The sequence below is a fragment of the [Bacillus] caldolyticus genome (assembly GCF_003595605.1).
Classification (GTDB): Bacteria; Bacillota; Bacilli; order Bacillales; family Anoxybacillaceae; genus Geobacillus; species Geobacillus thermoleovorans.
Genome location: NZ_CP025074.1, coordinates 3407226 through 3430726, shown reverse-complemented (window position 1 = coordinate 3430726; position 23501 = coordinate 3407226). Strand labels below are relative to the sequence as shown.

Genomic DNA, 23501 nt, shown 5'->3' with positions numbered 1-23501 from the left:
GTACAGGGGGGAGTGATGGATATGAGTACCCGAACATCTGTTTGTTATCTTGCCTCTTTCCATTTTTGATACACATTCAGTAGGAGTATACTGTACCCACTCCTTCGCGTCAGTTTCATCCAGATCTGTCGTGATCGGCGGACGAGTCGACCTGCCATCGTGATCACCGTCTGAATAATCGTCTTGATGCGACGGCGTTTCACTTTGTGGTGCAACGGATGTCTCGGATCGCTTAATAGATCTTGTCCAATCAGACGAAGAAGATTGTAAACGAAGGCTCCCATGACCAACACGAGCGCATTCGTTTTCATCTTCCCAGATGGAAGCCGCTCTAAATCTAAGTCGCTCTTCAGTTCGCTATGAAACTGTTCGCATGTCGCATGGTCATGATACAACGCGAGCACATCGCTCATTCGAACATGCTCGTATCCTTTGAGCCGCACCCAATAGCTTTCCACTTCATAATCAGGAACGAGCATCAGCTGTCCATTGCGTTCCATCGTCCGTTCCGTCACTTGGGTGACTTGAACGTACGTATACGTGTTTCCATCGATCGCTGCGGTCTGTGGAAGGCATAACTCATACGTTTGTACTCCTTCGCTTTGTCCATCATCGACGCGTCTGCCCTTTTGCGAAGCGATCTGGAACCAAAGCGCTTTCGATTCTCGGCGTAAGTTTCGCTTGATGACAAAGTCCACGTCTTCCTTTAGGCATACGTGCACATTCGCTTCTGCATCGTTTCCTGCATCCATGCGAACAAGCAGACGAGATGAAGTCAGTTGACGAGCTCGACGGATAGCGGTGACTAAAAACGAGGGCATGTTGTCTTGCACATGTTGTTTCCCTGGACGCAACTCGGCATGAACGAGATACCCTTCCTTCCCTGCATACGCAAACAACGGTGTAAAACCGTCAAATCCTTTATACGTTCGACTGACTCCTTCTTTTTTCGTATCGGAGTTGTCAAATGGGGAACCATCTATATCAAGGGGAAGCCATGTCGTCTTTCCTTTGGTCCAACAAGGGGACAAAGTGGCATGTCGTTGAATCAACAGACGTATGGACTCCTCCCAAAGAATCGTTTCGGTCATCGGAAGACAAGCGAGCTGATCGAGTCGTTGTCGCAAGGTTGGAGAGGAAGGCACGTGCTGAATCCCCATCGATGCCGAAAAGATATCGTCCTGACGATACGCTTCGATATGATCGAAATCCGTTTTTCCTGTGGCAAGCAAGCCAATCATCGAGCGAATGACATCGCTATGGGAAATGTGCACTTCTCGACGAACCGTTGGAAGCCGAAGTGCGTTTACCCGTTTATCCAGTTTCGTTTGGTGCAGTAAGTAGCCAACGAGAGCAAGCCCAGCACTTGGGGTAATCGCTTCATCTGTCAATACAAACCGAATCGGGAAATCTTTCATCATATCACCTACTTGATGAAGAATCGTCAACGTCGTTTTCCCTTATCGTATCAACGGTTTGCGACCATTGTAAAGATGTTTTGTCACGGATTCAGGAATTTTTATTCACTCAAATCAGGCTTATTTTGAATTTTTATTCAGGGTGCGAAATGTGAGTTCTATGCTTTTATACTATCCTGATTTTTCGTCGACGCAATTGACAGGACTTTTTCTCTGAACAGTACAAAGAAAACAACCGCGATTACAGCGGCAGCAATGGCCGGGTAAAACCAAAACGTTTGCCATTGGACTAGAGCGTCCTTCCCTTGCGCAGTGACCGTAGAGTTAAAAAGCTGGCCGGCAATCATGTTTCCGAAATACATGCCAACCCCTTGCGTAAACAGCACTAATAAGCTTTGCGCTTGGCCTTTTATTTTTTCGCCCGCTTTTTGTTCGGTATAAATAAATCCCGTAACAAAGAAGAAATCATAACAAATGCCGTGAAGAGCGATTCCTAAATACATGAGCCATGCTATTTCCGCCGGCGCTCCCAAGCCAAACAGCAAATAGCGGACGGTCCAGGCGACCATGCCGACAAGCAGCATGTATTTCACGCCAAGGTGGCGGAAAAAGAACGGAATTAAAAGCATAAAGAAAATCTCAGACATTTGGCCGATCGTCATGACGCTGCCGACGTTTTTAACCCCTACCACGTCAAGGAACGGCGAAGTAAAAGAGTAATAAACAGCTAACGGCACACAAATGAGCAACGAACATACGATAAAGACTAGATAGTTTTTATCTTTTAACATTTGCAGTGCGTCGAGGCAAAGCAAATCGCGGATCGAAAGCGGTTTCCCTTTCGCCGGAGCCGGGGTGTGCGGCAATGTAAAGCTAAATATCCCAAGCAGAAGGGCAGCCCCAGCCGCCATTTGAAAAATTGCCGGACGATCGGAAAAACCGAGCTGTCCGACGAGAAGGCCCGCAACAATCCAGCCGATTGTCCCAAATACGCGGATGACAGGGAAATGCTTCACGCTGTCCTGAATGTTATGGAAAGCCACGTTATTAGTCAGCGCCAAAGTCGGCATGTACGTAAGCATATAAATGAAGACTAGCCAAACGAGACCGGTTCCGTTTCCTGCCTCAATTTGCCCAGGAATCAACCAAAGCAAAACACCGCCGATCATATGCAGGATGCCGAGCACTTTTTCAGAGGCGAAAAACCGATCTACAACCATTCCTAGAAAAAACGGGGCAATAATTGCAGCAATAGCACCGACCGAGTAGACAGTACCGATAATAGAAGATAAACCCGTGGTGCTAGATAAAACTCAGACAAGCATAAAAATAGCCCTTGCTGGCGGATCTCCAGTAGAATGAAAGTGTCACCCAACATTCGAAAGGAGAGATCCCCCATGCAAGAGCACTTTCATTTTACTACAGATCCAGCCAAACTTCAAAAACAATATGCCGCTATTTTCTGTTTTGTTTCTGCCCAACTGTCGTTGATTCAAATGTATCTTCATCGCCGCAACCGTCACTTGGTCAAGCAAGAAGACGAAGTGGTCATGGCGGTTCACCTTTTGGGGAAGCTGCTGGGCTTTTCTTCCGAACGAGCCTGGCATCGTTTTGTCACGGGAAATTTGTTCACAAACGGCTCGTTTCTTGAACGCTCCCGATACAACCGCCGCTGCCGAGCGCTTGGTTTCGCCATCAAATGGATCCGTCATGAGCTGGCGAAACGTGGCCAACACCATGCTTATGCGGTCGTCGACAGCTTGCCTCTTCCGTTGTGCCATCCCGCAAGAATGCAGCGCGTCAAGCGGTTTCGAGGGATCGCGGATATGGGGTATTGTGCTTCCAAAAAGCAATGGTACTACGGTTTCAAGCTGCATCTTCAAGTGACCAATCAAGGGCTGGCCATGGGCTATGTCGTGACGGAAGCGTCCTGCCACGACGTCAAAGCCGCTGAAACGGTGATGACTCAAATCCCTCATCCCTACAACTTTGGGGACAAAGGGTACATCAGCCACGCTCTTCGAGAAAAGCTGTACGAAGAACACCAAGCCGCGTTCTGGACACCGTCTCGACACAATCAAAAGCACGGCCCATCCAAGGCATGGGAAGAATGGATCAGGAAAAAACGCAAAGTCATCGAGACGGTGTTTTCGATTCTCGTAGACCAATACCGGATCACCGACATTCGAGCGAATTCCATTGCCGGGTTTGAAGTGGCACTCGATGGCATCTTGTTGGCTTATTCCTTGGTCACACTAGGGCTGGTTGAGCGCTGACGCTCAACTAGCACCACGGGTAAGATAAATTATTTTTAGCTAACACTAAACCTGCAGTCGCATACCAGGCTCCCCAAACAAAAAATTCGAGAAACATCATGGCCGAAAGTCTCGGGACTACGAACGGCTTTGTCGACATGCCTCCGCTCACTCCCTTATGAATAAATTTCTCCTTTAACATCGCTCCCTCACTAAGGCCATTCACAGCTTATAGCCGCGTGTCGGCGCATCACCTCCCTTAACATATAAATAGCTGCCGGGATGCGTTCCATGAATTGTATCATGACTGGACGGACGGCATTTTGCTGCGGTTCGAAAGGGCTAGGCAAAGAGTGGAAACGTTAGAGGAAAACGTATGATAAAGCCGTGCTAAACCTTTTTTGTTATTTTGCTCTTTTACTGCTCCGTGTTTGTAATCGATTACAAATAGGGGTAAGGCAATTTTTGTCTCAATTAATATAGACAAGTCTAGCATTGTTTATGGCGTACACATAACCGGGAAAATGAAACAGCTGTTCCGTCCCTTTCGTTGGTAGGCATCGTTGGACTAATGACGGGAACATCCCCGGCAATTTATAAATATTCCGCTGCCGCTCAGTTTAATCCACCATTATTTGGCCACGGACTGCCATATCAACAAAAAATCCTGGACTCTCCCGTCCAGGACCGTTCCCTCACACTTCCACCGTCTTCCCTTCCTCGACGATATGATAAAGCAAATGGGCTAAATGGTGAATCGGGCCGTATTCCTCTTCGCCGTCTTCCGTCATTTCTTCTTCGTCGGCGAATTCAAGGTCGTTCAAATACAGCGCCATAAATTCGTAAAAGTCTTTCAGCTCAAAGCTGTAGCACGCACTCGGGTCTTCGTTGTCTTCTTCATATTGAAGCATTAAATACGATACGTTGCCTTCGTTGTCCTCAGCGTCGAAAAAGACGAAATAGCCGATATTGGTGTCAAGGTCAAACAGATGCCGCGTCCCGCCTTCGGTCGCCTTGTCAAAATCCTCTTGGCTCAACTTGCCGACGTTCATCGCTTCGACGTCGTCTTCGCGGTGAAACTGGACCGTAAATGTTTTCATCGTGATTTCCTCCTTAGAAAATGCTTAATGAATACGTTTTTGACAGCCGCTCGAGCAGTTTTACCCCGGTCAAGCTGTTCCCTTTATCATCGAGAGCCGGGCCGAAAACGCCGATGCCGCACCGCCCGGGCACGGCAGCGAGAATGCCGCCCGAGACGCCGCTTTTCGCCGGAATGCCGACTTTGATGGCAAATTCACCTGATGAGTTGTACATGCCGCACGTGACCATGAACGTTTTGCAAATGCGGGCGACATCAAGCGGCATGAGCGGCTCACTCGAATGCGGATCGCGTCCATCAAGCGCGAGCACCAAGCCGATGCGCGCCAAGTCGATGCACGTCATCTCAATGGCGCACTGTTTCGTGTACAATTCCATCAGCTCTTCGACATCTTCATCAATGATACGATGCTGCTTGAGAAAATAGCAAAGCGAACGATTTAAAAACGCTGTTTCATATTCGGAGCGGGCCACTTCGTCGGAGTACGAAATGCATTCGTTGCCAGCGAGACGGCGGACGAACGCTAACAGCCGTTCCAGCCGTTCGGACACCGAGCTGCCTTGAATCATCGACGTGACGACAAGCGCGCCGGCGTTAATCATCGGATTCAGCGGCTTGGCAGGCTTTTCCTCTAATTTGGCAATGGAATGGAACGGATAATCCGTCGGCTCCATGCCGACTTTATGGAACACCTCATCCTCGCCCCGGTCGATGAGCACAAGGGCAAGCGCGATAATTTTGGAAATGCTTTGCAACGTCACTTTCACCGTTACATCGCCGGCGCTTACCACCTCGTCATCCGGCGTGTAAATGGCGATCGACAGCTCATTCGGGTTCGCCTTGCCTAAGGCGGGGATGTAGTCAGCCACTTTTCCGTAGCGGGCGTACTGCTTCGCTTCTTCGACAAAGCGGACCAGTTCTTCTTGGTTGTACACAAGCATCACCGATGGTTAGTATCGCCTATTTTTTCCGTTTCTATGCCCAAACGCTTCAAACAGCTGAGGTTTCCGACGGGGGCGCTTTGCCTCGCCAAGCGGACCGCCGGAAAAACAACTCCTCTTCAAGACGACAGCCTGAACCTGCTGTTTGAACAGCAGCCGTTTTTCTTATTCTTCTTCGGCAAATACGTTTTTCAATTCGATCACAAATCCGGGAAACATGCGAACAGGAATCGTATCATCGCGGACATACATCCCTTGGTGGCGGAATCTCCCTTCTTCGAGCACATAGACATCAATCGTCTCATTCATCGGATCGACAATCCAATATTCTTTCACCCCTGCCCGCTCGTAACGGTGAAATTTGACGATTTTATCCTTGCGCACCGTTGATTTTGAAATAATCTCCACAACGAGATCCGGCACGCCAACAATTCGTTTTTCACGAATTTTGTTTTTGTCGCAGACAACGACAAGATCCGGCTCAACCCATTCGCGAATTTGTTCCGGATCATCTCTCTCCGCCAAACAAACGTCGATCGGAGCGCCAAATACGGTGCATTCTTTCCCCCGCAAATATGTCGCAAATTCCACCAACAATTCACGTTGCACTGCCTGATGTTTCGGCGTCGGAGCGGGAGACATGTTGAAGACTTGGCCGTCAATGACCTCATATCGTACATCTTCGTCGAGCATCATGTATTGCGCATAGGTGAACGGCTGCCCTTTTTCCGGCATCGGCATCAAAACGGCCTCCTTTCCTCTTTTCTTTTTAGTATACTTGAACGCTGCCCGGCAACCTAGCGTTTTCTTTTTTCTCAACAACCTGTTGTAGGCAAGGGAGAACGGTTTCAAGTATAATGAAAAAGAAATGAAAAAGAGGTGAGGAGCATGCAAGAAGCCATCAACATGTCCCCGTCCCCGTCATGGGAACATCAAATCGTTTGCCACAATCTTGTTTCCATGATCAAAGGAAAAAGCCAATGTCAACCGATTTCAAACTTATCCGTGAAACTCGAAAAGAACGGAAAAGTGATGAACGAGTTTATCCAGCCGGATGTCGCTGTCTATTGCGAACGGCCGGAAAAAATCATCGGCGGCTATAAGGGGCGGCCGCTCATCGTCATCGAAGTTGTCAGCCCGTCAACCTACAAAATCGATGTGACGCTGAAAAAAGATTTGTACTGTGCCTACGGAGTGGAAGAATACTGGATCGCCGACCCATACAACAAAACGATCCGTCAGTGCACACTCGAACATGATCGATACGCCGAGACGATCATCGCCTGCGGAGAAACGTTCGATTCTGTTATCGGAACGATTGACACCGCGCTCGTTTTCCAAGGCGTGTAGAAGACGGGAAAACAATTCTTTTCGGCCTATCGGCGGTTTTTGTGGCGGAAGGCGAGTCGATTTTGCAAAGTTTCTCAACTTAAAAAGAGTCTCTGCTGAACAACTCGTTTCCAATCACGAGTTCTTTAGCGGGACATCTTGCATGCTTTGCCGTATAATCAATGGCGAATTCTCTGTCGCAAAAGCAGGGGCGGGTAGACAGAGGAAGATACGTTCAAAGGAGCATGAAAACAGAAAAAAACAGACTTGTCAGCAACAAGGATGCCGCTAGTCTTTCAACGGCATCCTTTTCCAACTCAACGCAAAATTCGCCATTGATTTTGTCCTGCTTTTCTTGTATAATCGGAAATGTCTCACCATCCATTTCGGGATGTAGCTCAGCTTGGTAGAGCACACGCATGGGGTGCGTGGGGTCGCAGGTTCAAATCCTGTCATCCCGATCGAAGGAAACCAGCCGAAAAAACGTTCGGCTGGTTTTTTGTTTTTCTTCCCCCGCGTTCCATCAGTTCCATCATTATGATGCTGTTTCCTCCTACGAAATCAGTCCAATCCGCTTCCCCGCCAAAGCGATGCAGTCAACGGCCATATCAATGTCTTCTTCCGTCATCGCGGCGGTGATGGAAAAGCGAATGCGCGCTGTCCCCTCAGGGACGGTCGGCGGCCGGATGGCGACGGCCGCGATGCCAGCTTCTTGCAGCTGCTCGCTCATGGCCACGGCCCGGTCGTTCGGACCGACGATCACGGGAACGATCGGCGTCTCGCTGCCGCCTGTGTCAAACCCAAGCCGCTTCAGCTTGGTGCGGAATCTTTCGCTTAGGGCGTGCAGCCGCTCGCGCCGCTTTGGCTCAGCTTGGACAATATGAATGGCAGCCTCATTGGCGGCAAGGACCGATGGCGGCAAGGCGGTTGTAAAAATCAAGCTGCGGGCGCTGTTGATCAAATAGTCGACCAGCCACGGCTCTCCCGTTACATACGCTCCGAAGCTGCCAAGCGCTTTGCTGAAGGTGCCGATGGCGATCACATCCTCTTCCTTCTCAAGCCCGAAATGGTGAAGCAGCCCTTCACCGTTCGGTCCGAACACGCCGCCGCTGTGCGCTTCGTCAACGAGCAAAACGGCACGGTAACGCCGCTTCAACTCAACCAGCTCCTCGAGTGGCGCCATATCGCCGTCCATGCTGAAGACGGCATCGGTGACGATCCATTTCCGCTTCGCGGGCGGAGATTGCTTCAACAATGATTCCAGCTGATCGATGTCATGATGTCGATAGCGGAAACAGGCGGCTTTGCTCAAGCGGATGCCATCAATTAAACTCGCATGGTTCAACTTATCGCTAAAGACAAGATCATCTCGGCCAATTAAAGCTGTCAACACGCCGATGTTGGCCGTGTAGCCGCTGTTGAAAATAAGAGCCGCCTCTGCTTTTTTCCACTGTTTCAACGCGGCTTCCGCCCGCTCATAGAGCGGATGATTGCCGACGACGAGCCGCGACGCGCCCGCTCCGGCCCCATATGCCCTCATCGCCTCGCAGCCCGCTTCGATGAGCCGCCTATCATCCGCCAACCCTAAATAATTATTGGACGCTAAATTCAACATCGGCTTTCCGTTCAGGATGACCGTAGCGCCTGAAGCCTCTGCCCGGCGCAGCTGGCGTTTTTGCGCTTTTTGTTCCCATTCGTGCAGTTTGACGGTCAGTTCGGTTTTCATCCCTATCCCCCTTGTATGTAAACTGTTTATAAAAAATAGTTTACATTAAAACCCGCAACTCGGCTAGGAAAAGATGATCAGTTTCGTTTATTGATTATTTAGCACATGGTTCTGTGAATTATTCATTTCCACCCTCGACCGCATGCATAGTCAAATCGCAAAAATGTCATACTATACGTGTTATCGGCAAAAAGGAGGTGTTGGAAATGGATGTCCGTCGGGCGCAAGAAATCGCGTCGTCGCCGGTGATGGCAAACGTCACGTACAACGGCCAGCGCATTTACATTGAGCATGTCGATCAGCAAAAAGGCGTAGCAACGATTCACCCGCTTGACAACCCGAATCAAAAGCAAAGCGTGCCGGTCGCAAGCTTAGAGGAGCATTCGTAACGAAAAAAGCGAGAGAAAGGACGCGTCCTTTCTCCCGCTTTTTGATTTAATCGGCCGTCAGCTCTTCCCGTTGCTTGTAGGCCTCTTGCACCGTTTGTTCCTTCATCGCTGCTCGGCCTGCCGTCCGGGCATCAGCGGTGCGGACAGATTTGTCGTTGCGCTTGTTGTTCGCTTTTCTCTCCATCTCGATTCCTCCTTCGTCTCTAGCATGCCCTGAATGACAAGAGGTTACTATCGCGAAGGAGCAAAAGAGCACTGCCCGATCGGACGGCTTATGAAACGATCTTATCCTTTTTCTAACAACTCGATCCGATTGTGAAACGGATCGCGAAAGGAAAACCGCTTCACCCCTGGGATCGGTTTTTCGTCTTGCGTCACGACGCCTTGTGATTCCAAATAGCGGCGCGCGGCTTCGACATCTTCCACTTCAAACGCCGGGTGGCTTTTGCTGTTGTAGCCGTCGCGGTTTTCTGCTCCGATATGGAGCTCGATATCGCCGACTTTGTACCAAAGTCCACCGTTTCCTTTCAGCGATTCCGGCTTTTCGATTTCTTGAAAACCAAGCACACCGGTGTAAAAGGCGCGCGCTTCGTCTTCGGCGCCAAACGGAATGCAAATTTGCACATGGTCAAGCCGTTTTACACGAATCATCGTTCCTCTCCCCCCTGTCCGAATGCCGGTTTGATCCGGCGGATGAACGAAACCGCAGCAACCGCCCAAATGAGCAGCACTCCCTCGACCACCCAAATGTTTTTGACCACTTTCGCTTGATAAAGCGCGGGCAAGACGTCCATCGCCGTGTGAAGCAAAATCGCGTACAGGACATAACGGAACTGCCGCTGGCGCACGCCGAGCAAAACGAGGAGCGACAGCGCCACGTGCACCGCCAAAGCAAACAGCCGTTCCAAGCCGCCTAACACGTACATCGCAAACGGCGTGTGCAACACTTGCTCCTTGATCAGCTCCGCCTGTCCTGCCGGAAGCGATGGGGCGATCGTTTTGTCGAATGATCCGGATTGAATCAGGCTCGCAAGCAAGATGACGTTGACCGCGCCAACCACCCCGAGCAATACCGCTTCCGTCCCGCCGTGCCCAAGCCCGAATGATAAACCATCGCCATATCCGCGATGTTGCTTTAGCAGCCAACGGAACCCGACATAGCGGCCAAGTTCTTCAAACACGCCAGCGGCAAGCGCCGCGTACAGGACAAAGAGCCAAACGCTGCCTGTTCCTTTTAACGCCGGCCGGCCCGGTTCGAGCACAGCGATGTGCAGCGCTTTTTCCAATACTTGTGAGAAAACGAGAAACACAACTGCCCCGACGCCGAGCGCTTTCCATGAAAGCCATCCTTTTTTTCTTCCGTACCATGCGAGACCAACTGGAACAAACAATGAAATGGCGAGCTGCACCGCCGCACCGATCACTCCCACGTCCTCTCCCCCTCCCGCTTATTTAGGAACGGTTGCGCTGTTCTTGCTGCTCATAAAGAAACGATCGAACGATGAGATACAAATTGCCGACAACGATGATGACGACAAACAAAACAGCCCTCATCTCTCCGCGCCAAAACGCGGTGAGCATCGACAAAATCCCCATCGCGGTAAATACTTTGCCGCCAAGACGGTGCGTTTTATGCCAAACCGTCTCACTCGCTAATGTCCACGGTGTGCGAATGCCAGTCAACTACCCCCACTTCGCTAACGCTTGAAGTGGGGGCTTGCAACTCCCCAGAAGTGCGAGCGGACTTCGTCCTCCTTCCTTGACTTGGGGTTGCATTAGGGGCCGGTTGACAACTACCCAACGACGCAGGTCATGCCTGTGTCGTTCCTTCAACGATGTACTCTATTCCTTTTCGTTGAAGGTTCATAGCACCAATGCGGTCATCGTTTGAGGTGTATCCGCATGTTCGGCAACAAAAGGTGTGTGTACGCTTGTTTCGATTGGCTTTTTCCGTATGACCACACTTTGGACATGTCAAAGAGGTGTAATGCGGAGCAACCACCATCACTTTTGACCCATGCAAACGTGCCTTATACTCTAACATTTGACGGAACTGATAGAACGCCCACGATACGGTTTCATATCGGTCATGGATACGTACACGTTCTGTTTTTTCACGAATGCCTGTTAAATCTTCTAATACAAAAAGGGTACGTTCTCCATATTGACGAACGAGTGCCTTCGTGACAGCATGGTTCACATCCGTCATCCAACGGTTTTCTCGTTGTCCGATTGTTTTCAACTTCCGACGCGCAGAAGCCGTCCCTTTTTGCTGGAGGGTTTTTCGCATTCGTTTGTACTTGGCACGCATATGCTTGATTTTTCGTCCGTTAAAAAAGATAGTTTTCCCTTGCGAATCATAAGCTACTGCAAGAAAGTTAACCCCTACATCGACACCGACCACTTGGCGAATGTTGTGTTCATCTACGGTTGGAATTGTTTTGGTCATGGGGATGTGCAAAAAGAATTTGTTATGCTTGTAGACGAGTTTGGCTGTGCCAAACGTCCATGAGCCATCAAAATATGGTTCCATGCCTTTTGGTTCGAATGACACTTTGATTCGTCCTTCTAGCGTATTGACAGAAAATAACCCTTGAACAATGGAGTAATCTCGATTCCAAACGAGATCATATTCAGGCTTTTTAAAGCGAACCAATGTCCATTCGTGACCATTGCTTTTTAGGGAGCGGTATCTAGCGATCACCGTTTTAATCACAGATTGCGCCATTTGCGAACGCAAAGCGTAGTTTGATCGAAGTAGACGATAGGTCATGTCGTGTAACTTGGCTTGTGCAAGCACTTTTGTGTCAAAAATCACAACAGACACAGCGTTGCACGCTTGTCGATAAGCGGAAAGGGTGGCTTTCAATACTTCTGCTTGTTCCGCTGTTGGGTAAATTTTTATTTTGGCTGTTAACGTCATGTCCATTTGTCTCACCTCTCTTTCACTAAAAGTGATACAAAAACACAAAAAAAGCGATTCCTCCCCCACTTACTCCCTTTGGTCGTTGAAGTGGGGGTCTCCTCGCCAAAGACGATGAAAAAAACCTTTTTAGTTGCTCGATGCATTCTGCCTCTGTCTCGCCATCGGCGTCAATTTGCCCTGTATACTGGTAATGAATGTCTACGCCCCCAAGCTCTTCTGGAGAAACGCGCTGCCCGTTGGCCAATTCAAGCATGCGCGGCCCAGCGATCGCCATGCATGTCCCCTTCAGCTGCGTGACAAAGTCGCAGCTGACCGCCGTCCATGTCGGCCCACCGTAGCTGTCCCCCAAAATCGCCGCCATCGTCGGCACTTTCCGGTGGTGGGTGAGCAGCTCGCGTGGAAACAATTTGTCGCTGATCCCGTCCGACCCCATCCCGTCCGGCATGCGCAACCCGCCGCCTTCATGGAGGAAAAACATCGGCAAGCCATTGCGCACAGCCAACGCATGCATTTGCCGCGACTTGCGCAAATGAACGCTCCCCTCCGTTCCAGCAAGCACCGTTTTATCCCCGGCGATGATGACCGCCGGGCGGCCATTCACTTTACCGATGCCGGCGACGAGCCCGTCTCCATACGTCGTTTCTTCCAAACCGGGTTGGTCGGACGCGTTCAGCTGTCCGAACTCGACAAAAGTTTTGGCATCCACAAGCAGGTCGATCCGCTCTCTGGCCGTCAGGAGCCCTTTCGCGTGCTGCTTGGCGATTTTCTCTTCTCCGCCGCCTAGCGCGGCGCGCGCTTTTTTCGCCATCAGTTCGTCTGTTAATTGCCGCAAATGTTTCATCGCGATCCCCCTTTGGCAGAAAAAGGCGGGGCGGCCCGCATCAAACCCCGCCGCTATGTTATTCTCTTGGCAGCAGCTTTCGCAATACTTTGCCTGACGGCGTCGCCGGCAATTCATCAATGAACTCGATATAACGCGGATACTTGAACGCCGCCATATGCGTTTTCGCCCATTCGATCAAGTCAGACGGCGCCACCCTTCCTTTGTACGAATCATGGAGAACGACAAACGCTTTCGGCACTTCCCCTTTCATCGGGTCAGGCACGCCGATGACCGCACATTGCTTGACGGCCGGATGTTCGTTCAACAGTGCCTCGACGTCTTCCGGAAAGACGCTGTAGCCGGACACTTTAATCATTTCTTTCAACCGCCCTTGGAAATACAAATAGCCGTCTTCATCGACATACCCGATATCGCCAGTGTACACCCACCCATCTTTCAGCGTCTCGCTCGTCGCGTCATCGCGGCGGAAGTAGCCTTGAAAAACCCCCGGATTTTTGACGACAATTTCCCCCGACTGTCCGGGCCCAAGCTCCCGTTTCGTTTCCGGATCGATGATGCGAATGTCCGTCTCATACGTCGGGATGCCGCACGAGCCAAATTTCACACGGTCATCCGGCATAAACGTGTCACACGTATGCGTCTCGCTCAGCCCGTAGGCGGCTTCGTACAACAGGCAGCCGCCGGTCGCTTCCGCCCACCGCTCGACAAGGTCTTTCGTCACCGGCAGACCGAAGCTCGTCGCCAAGTTGCGTTTTAAACTTGACAAGTCGGCAGAGGTGGTTGACAGCACTTGCAAAATGGCCGCATTCATCGGCGCGATGCTGTACCATGCCGTGACTTTGTACGTTTCGATGGCTTTGATCGTCGCCATCGGATCAAAGCGGGTAAACAGCACGCATGGATGTCCCGTGTACACCGGCGTATTCAGTCCCATCACCATGCCGGCAATATGGCAAAGCGGGGAATGGGCCATAAGCTGTTCGCGTTTTTCCGTCAGCCGGTTCGCTTGGGCGGATGCGGCCGTCTTAAATAGCGCATTGCCATAGGTGAGCATCGCTCCTTTCGGCCGACCGGTCGTACCCGATGTAAAAATGATCAACCCGACATCGTTCCATAAGTCAATAGAAGCGGTCTCATCAAGCGGCGGATAGGCGGCGATGATGGCCGCAAAATCGTCCGCGGCGCTCATCGCCTCTTTCGGTTGCACAAGCTCGGCGCAAAGCGGGATGCCCCCTGCCGGATCGGCATAATCGCCGTAGTGGCACGTTACGATAAACGACAGAGGCGCTGTTTGTTGTTCAGCTTGTTGAATGCGGGATAATCCTTCTTCCCCAGCGATGATGCCGACAAGCGGCACTTCAGCGAAAAAATAGGCGAGCTCCGATTCCCGGTACATCGGGTTGAGCGGGACGACGACGCCGCCTAACTGCTGGATGGCGAAGTGGGCGATGATGTATTGCGGACAGTTTTGCATGTACAAGGCGACATAGCTCCCTTTCCTCACCCCTTTTTCCCGCAAATAGCGGGCAAACCGGCGGACGTGATCCAGCAATGTTCCCCAAGTGACCACCTTGTTGTAGAAGATGTACGCCGGCTCGTTTCCCTCGCGTTCGCCGCGATGGCGCAAATAATGATAGAGCGGCTGTTCGCCGAGCACGTAGCGGAGCTCCTTCGGCAGCCCGCTCGGCCAATACGGGGGCGTTTGGTTCACCTGTTTCACCATCCTTCGACAGAATACTGAATAGTCAGTATTTTTCGCTTAGAAAACGCTTTCTCCCAATTGTTCATGTCCTCTGCTTCATCCATATGAAATAATTTCGCCGTCATTCGCCGATTTCCTTTTTTGAACGACCCATCATTTTCACCGCCATGGCAAACGGCCGCCCCCTTCCACGTTGGAGAAGGAGCAGCCGTTAGGAAAAGGAGGAAAGCCGGAGCAGCTTACGCGGCTTGACGGCGGTCATTTATGCGCTGCGGCCGGGCGATGTGGACGATGCGTTTTATCCGTCCACCAATGGCGGAGATATGGCAGCACCCAATGATCGAAACCGTAGCGTCCGGCATTGGCTCCGGCGACGAGGATGAAGACGGTGAGCAGCACCATTTGCGGGTTCGTGCTCGTCGTGCCCGAGAACATGAAGGCGAAGTTCATGACAGCTCCCATGAGTGCGGCAAAAGTCGTAAACAATCCGAGAATGAGCGCGATCCCGACGAGAAATTCACCCCATGGCACGAGGAAGTTGAACAATCCGACATTCGGCAGTGCTACGTTTTCGATAAAGCCCGCCCACCAGCTTTGCACAGCCGGGTGTTCGCCCGTGGCATTCGCCAGCGCCCCTTTTAAAAATCCTGAGGCATCAAAACCGTTCGTCAGTTTTTCCCACCCCGCCGTCATCCATTCATACCCTAAATACAACCTTAACACCACCATCAACGCCGACGCCGTGATGTGTTCGCGCAACCATTTGACAACCATTTTGTTCCTCCCCTTTCATTTTGGAAGATCTTCCTTACACTTTTATCGTACTCCTTTTTCCGCTAAATGAAATGGATTTGTTCACTATTTCACAATATGTTCGAAAAGTTGTGGCGAAATGGCGAATTGCTGCTGCTCGCAAAATATAAACGACCCCCGCGTTTCATGAGGGGGCAACAGCGGCCGTCGAAGCAGTACGGGTGGACGTTGAACGGCTGGCCATTCCGTACCGTTCATTGCCCGCTGCCAGTTACGTCACCGTCAGTGTTAGAGCCGCCATAACCATCCCGTAGCCGGATGAACACGCTAAGACGCTTTTTTTCCCTTGCCAATCAGGCGCTTTACCGAGCTAAACAAAACGGGCGCAACCGAGTAGAAGTGGCCTGCTTTGTTCATGAGCGAATCTCCTCCCCTTTTTCTTAGGTGTGCATACAATGGCCATAAACGGTTTGGCGGAAAAAGGGGATGATAATGATGGCCATTATTCGCGGAGACCAATATATCGAGCGAATCGACAACCTTCAATCCAATATATGGATTAACGGCCAACAGGTGAGAGGAAAGTTGTCGGAACACCCGGCTTTTGCCAGCGTGATGCGAAGCCAAGCCCGCTTATATGACGCCCAGCACAATCCAAACAAACAGCCGGTGCTGACGTTCCGCACATCGACGGGGGAACTGGCCGGCGCGGCGTTTTTGCGGCCGACGACAAAAGACGATCTCGAACACCGGCGCCTGGCGTTCCAAGAATGGGCGCGCTTGACAGCGGGGATGATGGGTCGATCTCCCGACTACATGAACACCGCCGTGATGGCGCTCGCTTCCGCGGCCGACTTTTTCGGACAGCAGCACCCGTCCTACGCCGAACATATCGAACGCCTCTATGAGCGGGCGATCAACAACGACTTGTCGTTTACCCATACGTTTGTCAATCCGCAAGTGAACCGTTCCCTCGGCTATATGGAAGAAGACGGCGAGCCGATCGCCGCCAAAGTGATCCGCGAAACGACAGACGGACTCGTCATCAAAGGCGCGCGCCTGCTCGCCAACCAAGGCGGCATGACTGACGAACTTCTCGTTTTGCCAGCCGGCGGGACGCTTCTTGGCGATGAATACATGTACGCGTTTTCGATTCCGAGCAACACGCCGGGGTTGAAGTTCATCTGCCGCCCTTCTTTTGCTGCTGGCGCCTCTTCGTTTGACGCCCCGCTCAGCGCGCACTTTGATGAAATCGACGCCATTGTTGTATTTGACGATGTGCTCGTTCCATGGGATCGGGTATTTTTCTACAAAGACGCATGGGTGGCCAAAGAACTAGATGAAGAAACCCATTTGGCGATCATGCTGCTGCACCAAGTGCTGGCGCGGCGCATCGTGAAAACCAAGTTTTTCCTTGGAACGGTGGAGCTGCTCAGCGAGGCCATCCAAATTGGCGGATACCAGCATGTGCAAGAAAAAATCGGGGAAATCGCCGCCGCCCTTGAAGCGCTTCGGGCGATGCTTCTCGCTGCCGAGCTCCAAGCGAAACCGGACCGGCGCGGCACCATGGTGCCCGATCCTGCCCCGCTTTACGCCGCTGCCTTTTTATACCCGCGCTTGTACCCGCGTTTTGTCGACATCGTTCAGCTGCTTGGCGCCAGCGGGCTTGTTTGTCTGCCAACGGAAGCGGATTTCTCCTCTCCGCTCCGCCCGGATTTGGAGCGGTATTTGCAGGCAGCGACGCTTCCGGCCGAACAGCGGGTGCAGCTATTCCGCTTCGCCTGGGATTTGGCGATGAGCGCCTTCGGGACGCGGCAGACGCTGTACGAACGGTTTTTCTTCGGCGATCCTGCCCGGTTTGCGACAACCTTTTACCATCGTTACGACCGGGAGGCATGCGCCCAAATGGTGCGACGGTTTTTGGACAGCGAACAACGTTGACAAAACGGCAACCAACACAGCACCAGGCCGGCATAAACGCCCGCCTTTTCTTCAAAGAGGCTGGATATCATCAAGCGTTCCGTCTAGAAAAAAGGTGTCCCGCCTCTTTCGGGACACCCTCATGCTAACGCATTGACGTGATCGATCACATCGTCCGCTGACGATCAGGAAACAACAAGCTGAACAGCACCCCGGCCACCAGCGCAATGGCAAACGTCGTAAACCGTGAACTGATGATAGCCTCAAGCGGCGAGGAAATCCAGATGACCGTGCTGACAAAACCGGCAACAATGGTCGCGATGGCGCCGATTCCGGAATATCTTTTCCAGAAGAAAGAAAGCAAAATCGCCGGCGACAGCGTGCAGCCGATTCCAGCCCACGCCCAGCTGACAATGAAATACACAAGCGATTCGGATGTCATCGCCAGCACCAAGCCAAGCAACCCGGCGATGACCACCACCGCGCGGGAAAGGGCGACAAGCTGCCTTTCCGACAGGCGGAGGCGCAGCGAGCGGCGGACAATATCTTCGCTGATGGAGCTCGTGATCACGAGCAGCTGCGAATCGGCCGTTGTCACGATGGCGGCCAAAATGCCGGATAACAGCAGCCCGGCCAACCATGGCGGCAACAAGTCCAACACCATTTTCGGCAGCACGGTCTCGACATCGGTGAATGATTGTCCTTGGTAAAGGGCAATCGCCGCAAGGCCGATCAAAAACGCTCCGCCATACGCCAATAATGTCCAAACGATCGCCACTGTTTTGGCCGTTTTCGCCTCGCGGGCGTCTTTCAACGCCATGAAGCGGACGCTCAGTTGCGGCTGTCCGCCAAGATAGCCGAAAAACCAGGCAAAATTGTTAAACAGCAATAGCCCGAGCGCAAATCCAGTGACTCCCCCCGTCCATGAATCGAGGCCCGGTTTTGCGTGATGGAGCGCTTCACTGATCGACAAGCCACCACTGTAAATTTCCACCACTGCCACGATAGGCAAAATCACGAGCGTCGCCAGCATGAGCACACTTTGAATCATATCCGTCCAGACGACGCTGACAAATCCGCCGGTGTATGACAAGATAATGACAATCGCCACGCTGATGACCATGCCAAGCGCTGGGTCGATATGGAAAACGGTAAACAATGTCTTGCCCGCTCCGGCAATTTGTGCGCTGAAATAAAACATCATAAAGCTAAAAATAAGGACGGTCGCAAGCCATAAAATCGTTTGCCCATGCGCGCCGAACCGTTTCGCTAAATAGCCGGGCAAGGTCAGCGCACCGTACCGCTCCGCCTCTTGGCGAAACCGGTCAGCCAAAAAAAGCCAGGCGCCGATAATGCCGATCACAATGCCCACCGCCACCCAAATCGCGGAAAGACCGCTCGCAAACACAAACCCCGTGTAGCCAAGCAACAGCCACGCCGATTCCCCTGTCGCCCGTTCGGAAAACGCGAGCGCCCAACCGGGAAGTTTTTTTCCGCCAAGCAAAAAGTCGGAATGGCTCATCTCCTTTTTCCCATACCAATAGCCAAGCGCTGCCATCACAAGACAATACAGCACGAGTTCCGCCAAGATGATGCCATTCATCGCTGTTCCTCCCTGTTTGGTATGGTTTTGCACAGGCGCACACCTCATCTGTCAGTCCGTCCCTCTCTTTTTGCTCCGCCATCCCACCCCCTTTTCATAAAAATGGCACTATCATCAGGCTGCGACGATAGTGCCGGTGACAACGAAGTTTGTTGCTCTTCACCATGGAACCTTCTTTACTCTTTACATATGTGTCAACCCATCCTGTTATTCCAACATGAGGCGCGTCCTACATCGGAACGTTTCGCTCTCGTCCGGACAGCATCCACATGTAAAGCTCCCTAAGTTGCGAGGCGGCGGGAATTATAATAAAGTGGAGATGAGTCAGTCCAAAAAAGGAGTGAGGAAGATGAACCGTTGGGAGAAGGAATTGGACAAATACGCCGAACTGGCGGTGAAAGTCGGGGTGAACATTCAGCCCGGGCAGACGCTGTTCGTCAACGCCCCGCTCGAGGCGGCGCCGCTCGTCCGCAAAATCGCCAAAACGGCGTACGAAACCGGGGCAAAGCATGTGTATGTCGAGTGGAACGACGAGGCGCTTACATACATTAAATTTCACCACGCCCCCGAGGAAGCGTTTTCCGAATATCCGATGTGGCGGGCAAGAGCGATGGAAGAACTCGCCGAACAAGGCGCTGCCTTTTTATCCATTTACGCCCCGAATCCGGACTTGTTAAAAGACGTCGATCCAAAGCGGATCGCGACCGCCAATAAAACAGCGGCGCAAGCGCTCGCCAACTATCGGAGCGCCATTATGGCCGACCGGAACTGCTGGTCGCTCATTTCCGTCCCCACACCGGCGTGGGCGCAAAAAGTATTTGGCGATCTGCGCGATGAAGAAGCCATCGACAAATTATGGGAAGCGATTTTCCGCATCACCCGCATCGACCAAGACGATCCGATCGCTGCCTGGCGCGAACATAACGATCGGCTCGCCCGCATCGTCGATTACTTAAACAACAAGCAATACAAACAGCTCGTTTACGAAGCGCCCGGCACCAATCTCACGGTCGAACTCGTCGACGGGCACGTCTGGCACGGCGGCGCGGCGACGAGTCAAAGCGGCGTGCGCTTCAATCCCAACATCCCGACCGAAGAAGTGTTTACCATGCCGCATAAAGACGGCGTCAACGGCACGGTGCGCAACACGAAGCCGCTCAATTACAACGGCAACGTGATCGATGGGTTTACGCTCACGTTCAAAGACGGTCAAGTCGTCGACTTCAGCGCCGAACAAGGATATGAGACGCTTAAGCATTTGCTTGACACCGATGACGGGGCGCGCCGCCTCGGGGAAGTCGCCCTCGTGCCGCACCAATCGCCGGTGTCGCTGTCCAATCTCATTTTTTACAACACGCTGTTTGACGAAAACGCCGCTTGCCATTTGGCGCTCGGCAAGGCGTATCCGACCAATATCGAGAACGGCGCTTCATTGTCCAAAGACGAACTCGACCGTCGCGGCGTCAACGACAGCCTCGTCCACGTCGACTTTATGATCGGCTCAGCTGATCTGAACATTGACGGCGTGACGAAAGACGGGAAGCGAGAGCCGATTTTCCGCAGCGGCAACTGGGCATTCGAACTGGCGTAATCGGTTTCGCCAGCTCTAAACAATAAGGCTGCGCCAAACGAGCGGCCAGACCCGACCGTTGGCGCAGCCTTATTCCGTTCAAGCACGGTTTCACACGGAACGATCAGACCGAACCGATGGGGTTGTTTTCATCCTGCCGCAAGTGCACAGCGGCAGATGCCGCCTGCGCCAGCTGCTCGCATTGCCGCAAACGAATGCCAAAGAGCACGAGCGGGTCGCGGTACGCCTCAGGGTTTTTGCGCATATGTTTGAGCTCGCCTTCCTGGGCAGCGATCTCCAGCTCCAGCCGTTTCAACGTTTCATCGAGCGCCGTCAATGGCGCATGGAAAAATTGAGTGACATCACGCTCAAGCGATTTGGCAAACCATTCAAACGGCAGCAACAACTGCTGGATGATCGCCTCCACCACCTCAGCGTAATCTTGCGTCTGGATCAACTGCTTATACTTTTGCGCCAGCATCGCCTTGTTTTGCGCAAAGGCACCGAGCAGTTTGCCCGCCCCTTTCAACAGCAGCTGGCTTGGCGTTCTCCGCAAGAAAACGTTCACCTTGTCAATTTGCACCCCGTTGATCAACCGATCCGTATCGCGCCGCCAATCGGCGAGAAGGCGAAAATCGCATTCGAGCTTGAGCCGTTCCTGGCCGAACATGGCGTTAAACCCTTCGCCCATTTCATGCAAAAACACCTGGCATTCGTTGAATTCGTCTTCCGTCGCTGCAATCCACTGTTCCATGGCGCGGCGCAGCTTTGGCAGCGCCTCTTCATCAAGGTAAGCGCGAAGCCGTTCGTTCGCTTTGTCGTTCAGTTCAAGATGCAAGCGGGAAAAATCCCTGTCTTCGCTCACAAGATCCGCCATGCTGCGCAACAGATCGGGAATCGCCGTCAACAGCTCGCCCCGCATTTCCGCCAAGACGGTGTGGAACGACTTTGCCGTTTTGGCCGTTTTCTCCTCTTGCAGGTCGCCAAGCTGATGAATGGCGCCGCTGAGTTTAGCCGCCATTTCTTTTTTCCATACGACCAGCTCCGCCAGTCGACTTTCCGCCTCGGCTCGCTGCCGGAACAAATGAGCGATGAACTGGCGGATCGTCGTTAAAATCGCTTCCTCGCGGCGGACAGGGGACACGCATCGGCGCATCTCCTCAAGCCAGCCGACGAGGGCTTGCTGCTGCTTGCGGCTTGGCGCATGCGGCGAATAGACCATGACATTGGCTTCCGGAACGATCGTACGAACGTGCGCTTCCACTTCCTCAACGATTCTCGCCGTCTCCTCTTCATCCACCATCCCGTCGCCCGGAGGAAGCAAAACGTACATCGGCGCAGACGGCGCCCGCTCGCGAAGCTGCAGCATCAACTGTTCATCGGCGCTAGAAAACGGATCCTCGCCGTTGAGAAGAAAAAGAATGCTGTCAGCAAGCGAAAACGACACAAGCGCTTCATGGTCGGATGAAGCGCGCCCGCCGAGCGGGCCGATATCCAACAAGACAATCCCTTGCGGCACGAGTGAAAACGGCGCCGTGCATTCAATGACAGCGTCATCGGAGAATCGGCTTCCGCGGCCGCCCGTTGCCTGTTGAAATTCGTCAATGCTCGAAAAAACGGTAAACTGGTCGTCGCTGATTTTCGCGACTTCCATCTCCCCGCCGTTTCTCCACGCAAGCACCGGCGCAGATGGCGCCGCCAACGCTGCCTCGCCGACCAACGTCCGCAAAAACGCCAACCGCTCATGGCGCGACGCCCCAGCGACCAAAACGAAATGCGTCCGCGAATCAGACAGCTGCCGCACGAACCAGCGGAAGCGGAAATGCGAGCCCGCCCGCTGCTCTTCCGCCCAATCGGCAATTTCTTCAAATAGCGACACACCCGCTTCCCCAGCTTGCCGTTTCGCATGGACGAGCCGCTTAGCGGCGTCGTTGACCGTCTCTTCTTCAAACGCCTCAGGAAATTTCTCACTCCACGCCAACAAGGCAGCCGCGGCCACCGCTGTCTCCGGACCGTCGGCTAAACTCACCCAGCTTTTGACAAGCGGTGGCACCACTTCCACCAACTCTTTCAATCGGTACGGGCCTTTCATCAATCCTGCATAGGCTTCCCCTAAAAGGCCAGGAATTCGCTTCCAGTCGTAGTCGCGGCCGATCGACAACTCATCATAGAGGCGATTCCACTCCGCGAGCCACGAAAAATAGAGGTCACCATCCCGATAACCGTTCCATAGCGCCTGCACAAGCCGTTCAAACTTCACCCGATCCGTTTCGTACAACAGCGCCAGGCAGCGTGAAAACCGCGCAGGCGCCATCGTTCGCGCATGTCCTTGTTCCACATAACCGGTCAAGATGTCCGCCCAGCGGCGCGCCGACGTCCGCACCGCCTCTCCTAAAGCAAGCTCGACGGCGCTTTCCCAATCACCTTGCTCCTCGAAAAAGGCGCGCGCCCATTCGGTCATGTTCGGATAATCCGGATACAACGTCACACCGCGCTTAATCATATCATCCGCTTTCGCGTTTTCCCCCAACTCACGGTAGAGCGAAAACAGGCGCAAAATGATTTCCGCATGCAACGTTTCGCTTTCCGTCTCAATCGAACGGTACAGCTCCTCGGCCAGCTCGAGCCGTCCAAGCTCATAGTAGCTGTCGGCGATATTTTTTTGCGCCCACGGGCGCAAATCGTCGTGATGGACTTGTTCCCATTTCAAGATCGCCGCTTCGTAGTCGCGGCGGTGGAAATACACTTCCCCTTGGGCAAAGCGAATCGACGACAAATCAGCGCCATCCCGATGCGCCGTGAAAAACATATCGCCAAGCGCGCTGACAACGTCGCGTTCCCCCGCCTCGACGAGCGTCTCGTAAAATGTTTTATGAACAAGTTGCTGTTCAAACCCCATGTCGATCACCTGACTCGTATATTTGCCATGCATGTTCATTGTATGGCACGTTTTCTAATTTTATTTCTATCCTATACATTTTAACAAACTTTCGCCGCCATGAACGTTTCAATTTGTTTTCATTTGC

General features: G+C 52.5%; 19 protein-coding genes, 1 tRNA gene and 2 pseudogenes. 6 read left to right on the top strand and 16 right to left on the bottom strand.

What is annotated here, in order from left to right; genetic code table 11:
- Positions 1–44: 44 nt before the first annotated feature.
- Positions 45–1418, bottom strand: coding sequence for an IS1380-like element ISGsp2 family transposase (locus CWI35_RS17880; protein WP_047752210.1), 1374 nt, complete (start codon positions 1416–1418; stop codon positions 45–47).
- Between the two features lie 158 nt (positions 1419–1576).
- On the bottom strand, positions 1577–2659 hold the full coding sequence (locus CWI35_RS17875; protein ID WP_240432188.1) for an MFS transporter: 1083 nt from the start codon (positions 2657–2659) through the stop codon (positions 1577–1579).
- Between the two features lie 156 nt (positions 2660–2815).
- On the opposite strand from CWI35_RS17875, the gene CWI35_RS17870 reads away from it, so the two are divergent.
- Positions 2816–3694 (top strand): IS982-like element ISGsp1 family transposase, encoded by an 879-nt coding sequence (locus tag CWI35_RS17870; protein ID WP_011231214.1) that lies wholly within the window; start codon positions 2816–2818, stop codon positions 3692–3694.
- Positions 3695–4368: 674 nt separating this feature from the next.
- On the opposite strand, the gene CWI35_RS17865 is transcribed toward CWI35_RS17870, so the two are convergent.
- The 3 genes from CWI35_RS17865 to CWI35_RS17855 all read right to left on the bottom strand — a co-directional run bounded on the left by CWI35_RS17865 (position 4369) and on the right by CWI35_RS17855 (position 6454).
- Entirely contained in the window at positions 4369–4773 is a 405-nt protein-coding gene (locus CWI35_RS17865) for a hypothetical protein (protein ID WP_015375219.1), read from the bottom strand.
- 13 nt (positions 4774–4786) lie between these two features.
- Entirely contained in the window at positions 4787–5713 is a 927-nt protein-coding gene (gene glsA / locus CWI35_RS17860) for a glutaminase A (protein ID WP_119877974.1), read from the bottom strand.
- Between the two features lie 165 nt (positions 5714–5878).
- Positions 5879–6454 (bottom strand): Uma2 family endonuclease, encoded by a 576-nt coding sequence (locus CWI35_RS17855; RefSeq protein ID WP_014196157.1) that lies wholly within the window; start codon positions 6452–6454, stop codon positions 5879–5881.
- Positions 6455–6601: 147 nt separating this feature from the next.
- Here CWI35_RS17855 and CWI35_RS17850 point away from each other — a divergent pair, with 147 nt between their 5' ends.
- On the top strand, positions 6602–7063 hold the full coding sequence (locus CWI35_RS17850) for a Uma2 family endonuclease (protein WP_023633430.1): 462 nt from the start codon (positions 6602–6604) through the stop codon (positions 7061–7063).
- A gap of 366 nt (positions 7064–7429) precedes the next feature.
- A tRNA-Pro gene (locus tag CWI35_RS17840) sits at positions 7430–7503 on the top strand.
- A 92-nt stretch (positions 7504–7595) separates the two neighbouring features.
- On the opposite strand, the gene bioF is transcribed toward CWI35_RS17840, so the two are convergent.
- Complete coding sequence (gene bioF, locus CWI35_RS17835; protein ID WP_011231613.1) at positions 7596–8768, bottom strand: 8-amino-7-oxononanoate synthase; 1173 nt, start codon at positions 8766–8768, stop codon at positions 7596–7598.
- A 206-nt stretch (positions 8769–8974) separates the two neighbouring features.
- Between bioF and CWI35_RS17830 the strand changes: the two genes are divergently transcribed.
- The gene (locus tag CWI35_RS17830; protein ID WP_011231614.1) at positions 8975–9157 is read left to right on the top strand and encodes a small acid-soluble spore protein H; all 183 of its coding nucleotides are present in this window, start codon (positions 8975–8977) and stop codon (positions 9155–9157) included.
- A 46-nt stretch (positions 9158–9203) separates the two neighbouring features.
- Here CWI35_RS17830 and CWI35_RS18380 read toward each other — a convergent pair whose 3' ends face one another.
- The 8 genes and pseudogenes from CWI35_RS18380 to CWI35_RS17795 form a co-directional block, all read right to left on the bottom strand.
- Positions 9204–9341 (bottom strand): hypothetical protein, encoded by a 138-nt coding sequence (locus tag CWI35_RS18380; RefSeq protein WP_011231615.1) that lies wholly within the window; start codon positions 9339–9341, stop codon positions 9204–9206.
- 101 nt (positions 9342–9442) lie between these two features.
- The gene (locus CWI35_RS17825; RefSeq protein WP_014196160.1) at positions 9443–9808 is read right to left on the bottom strand and encodes a VOC family protein; all 366 of its coding nucleotides are present in this window, start codon (positions 9806–9808) and stop codon (positions 9443–9445) included.
- Positions 9805–10587, bottom strand: a complete 783-nt coding sequence (locus CWI35_RS17820; RefSeq protein ID WP_119877973.1) for a YhfC family intramembrane metalloprotease — start codon at positions 10585–10587, stop codon at positions 9805–9807. Before CWI35_RS17820 ends, CWI35_RS17825 begins: the two co-directional genes overlap by 4 nt.
- 22 nt (positions 10588–10609) lie before the next feature.
- Positions 10610–10834 (bottom strand): annotated as a pseudogene (locus tag CWI35_RS17815) (SdpI family protein); the annotation flags it as partial.
- A 133-nt stretch (positions 10835–10967) separates the two neighbouring features.
- Positions 10968–12086: an RNA-guided endonuclease InsQ/TnpB family protein gene (locus tag CWI35_RS17810; RefSeq protein ID WP_119877972.1), complete on the bottom strand. Its 1119-nt coding sequence runs from the start codon at positions 12084–12086 to the stop codon at positions 10968–10970.
- Between the two features lie 76 nt (positions 12087–12162).
- Positions 12163–12924: pseudogene (locus CWI35_RS17805) on the bottom strand (carboxyl transferase domain-containing protein); the annotation flags it as partial.
- Between the two features lie 58 nt (positions 12925–12982).
- On the bottom strand, positions 12983–14650 hold the full coding sequence (locus tag CWI35_RS17800; RefSeq protein WP_429895607.1) for a class I adenylate-forming enzyme family protein: 1668 nt from the start codon (positions 14648–14650) through the stop codon (positions 12983–12985).
- A 237-nt stretch (positions 14651–14887) separates the two neighbouring features.
- The gene (locus CWI35_RS17795) at positions 14888–15403 is read right to left on the bottom strand and encodes a DoxX family protein (RefSeq protein WP_011231622.1); all 516 of its coding nucleotides are present in this window, start codon (positions 15401–15403) and stop codon (positions 14888–14890) included.
- 474 nt (positions 15404–15877) lie between these two features.
- Here CWI35_RS17795 and hpaB point away from each other — a divergent pair, with 474 nt between their 5' ends.
- Entirely contained in the window at positions 15878–17323 is a 1446-nt protein-coding gene (hpaB, locus tag CWI35_RS17790; RefSeq protein ID WP_119877971.1) for a 4-hydroxyphenylacetate 3-monooxygenase, oxygenase component, read from the top strand.
- A 145-nt stretch (positions 17324–17468) separates the two neighbouring features.
- Here hpaB and CWI35_RS17785 read toward each other — a convergent pair whose 3' ends face one another.
- Positions 17469–18905 carry a sodium/proline symporter gene (locus tag CWI35_RS17785; protein ID WP_014196165.1) on the bottom strand — a complete coding sequence of 479 codons (1437 nt, stop codon included), beginning with the start codon at positions 18903–18905 and terminating at the stop codon, positions 17469–17471.
- Between the two features lie 349 nt (positions 18906–19254).
- Here CWI35_RS17785 and CWI35_RS17780 point away from each other — a divergent pair, with 349 nt between their 5' ends.
- The gene (locus tag CWI35_RS17780) at positions 19255–20496 is read left to right on the top strand and encodes an aminopeptidase (protein ID WP_119877970.1); all 1242 of its coding nucleotides are present in this window, start codon (positions 19255–19257) and stop codon (positions 20494–20496) included.
- A gap of 103 nt (positions 20497–20599) precedes the next feature.
- On the opposite strand, the gene CWI35_RS17775 is transcribed toward CWI35_RS17780, so the two are convergent.
- A complete protein-coding gene (locus CWI35_RS17775; protein WP_062898746.1) occupies positions 20600–23413 on the bottom strand; it encodes a tetratricopeptide repeat protein in 2814 nt (937 codons plus the stop codon).
- Between the last annotated feature and the right edge of the window lie 88 nt (positions 23414–23501).

Excerpts from the sequence above, each read along its gene's own strand:
- hpaB (WP_119877971.1), top strand. The coding sequence starts at position 15,878 with ATGGCCATTATTCGCGGAGACCAATATATCGAGCGAATCGACAACCTT.
- CWI35_RS17780 (WP_119877970.1), top strand. The coding sequence starts at position 19,255 with ATGAACCGTTGGGAGAAGGAATTGGACAAATACGCCGAACTGGCGGTG.
- CWI35_RS17800 (WP_429895607.1), bottom strand. The coding sequence starts at position 14,650 with ATGGTGAAACAGGTGAACCAAACGCCCCCGTATTGGCCGAGCGGGCTG.
- CWI35_RS17785 (WP_014196165.1), bottom strand. The coding sequence starts at position 18,905 with ATGAATGGCATCATCTTGGCGGAACTCGTGCTGTATTGTCTTGTGATG.
- CWI35_RS17775 (WP_062898746.1), bottom strand. The coding sequence starts at position 23,413 with ATGAACATGCATGGCAAATATACGAGTCAGGTGATCGACATGGGGTTT.
- CWI35_RS17855 (WP_014196157.1), bottom strand. The coding sequence starts at position 6,454 with ATGCCGATGCCGGAAAAAGGGCAGCCGTTCACCTATGCGCAATACATG.
- CWI35_RS17880 (WP_047752210.1), bottom strand. The coding sequence starts at position 1,418 with ATGAAAGATTTCCCGATTCGGTTTGTATTGACAGATGAAGCGATTACC.
- CWI35_RS17850 (WP_023633430.1), top strand. The coding sequence starts at position 6,602 with ATGCAAGAAGCCATCAACATGTCCCCGTCCCCGTCATGGGAACATCAA.
- CWI35_RS17810 (WP_119877972.1), bottom strand. The coding sequence starts at position 12,086 with ATGGACATGACGTTAACAGCCAAAATAAAAATTTACCCAACAGCGGAA.
- bioF (WP_011231613.1), bottom strand. The coding sequence starts at position 8,768 with ATGAAAACCGAACTGACCGTCAAACTGCACGAATGGGAACAAAAAGCG.
- CWI35_RS17870 (WP_011231214.1), top strand. The coding sequence starts at position 2,816 with ATGCAAGAGCACTTTCATTTTACTACAGATCCAGCCAAACTTCAAAAA.
- CWI35_RS17795 (WP_011231622.1), bottom strand. The coding sequence starts at position 15,403 with ATGGTTGTCAAATGGTTGCGCGAACACATCACGGCGTCGGCGTTGATG.
- CWI35_RS17830 (WP_011231614.1), top strand. The coding sequence starts at position 8,975 with ATGGATGTCCGTCGGGCGCAAGAAATCGCGTCGTCGCCGGTGATGGCA.
- CWI35_RS18380 (WP_011231615.1), bottom strand. The coding sequence starts at position 9,341 with ATGGAGAGAAAAGCGAACAACAAGCGCAACGACAAATCTGTCCGCACC.
- glsA (WP_119877974.1), bottom strand. The coding sequence starts at position 5,713 with ATGCTTGTGTACAACCAAGAAGAACTGGTCCGCTTTGTCGAAGAAGCG.
- CWI35_RS17865 (WP_015375219.1), bottom strand. The coding sequence starts at position 4,773 with ATGAAAACATTTACGGTCCAGTTTCACCGCGAAGACGACGTCGAAGCG.
- CWI35_RS17825 (WP_014196160.1), bottom strand. The coding sequence starts at position 9,808 with ATGATTCGTGTAAAACGGCTTGACCATGTGCAAATTTGCATTCCGTTT.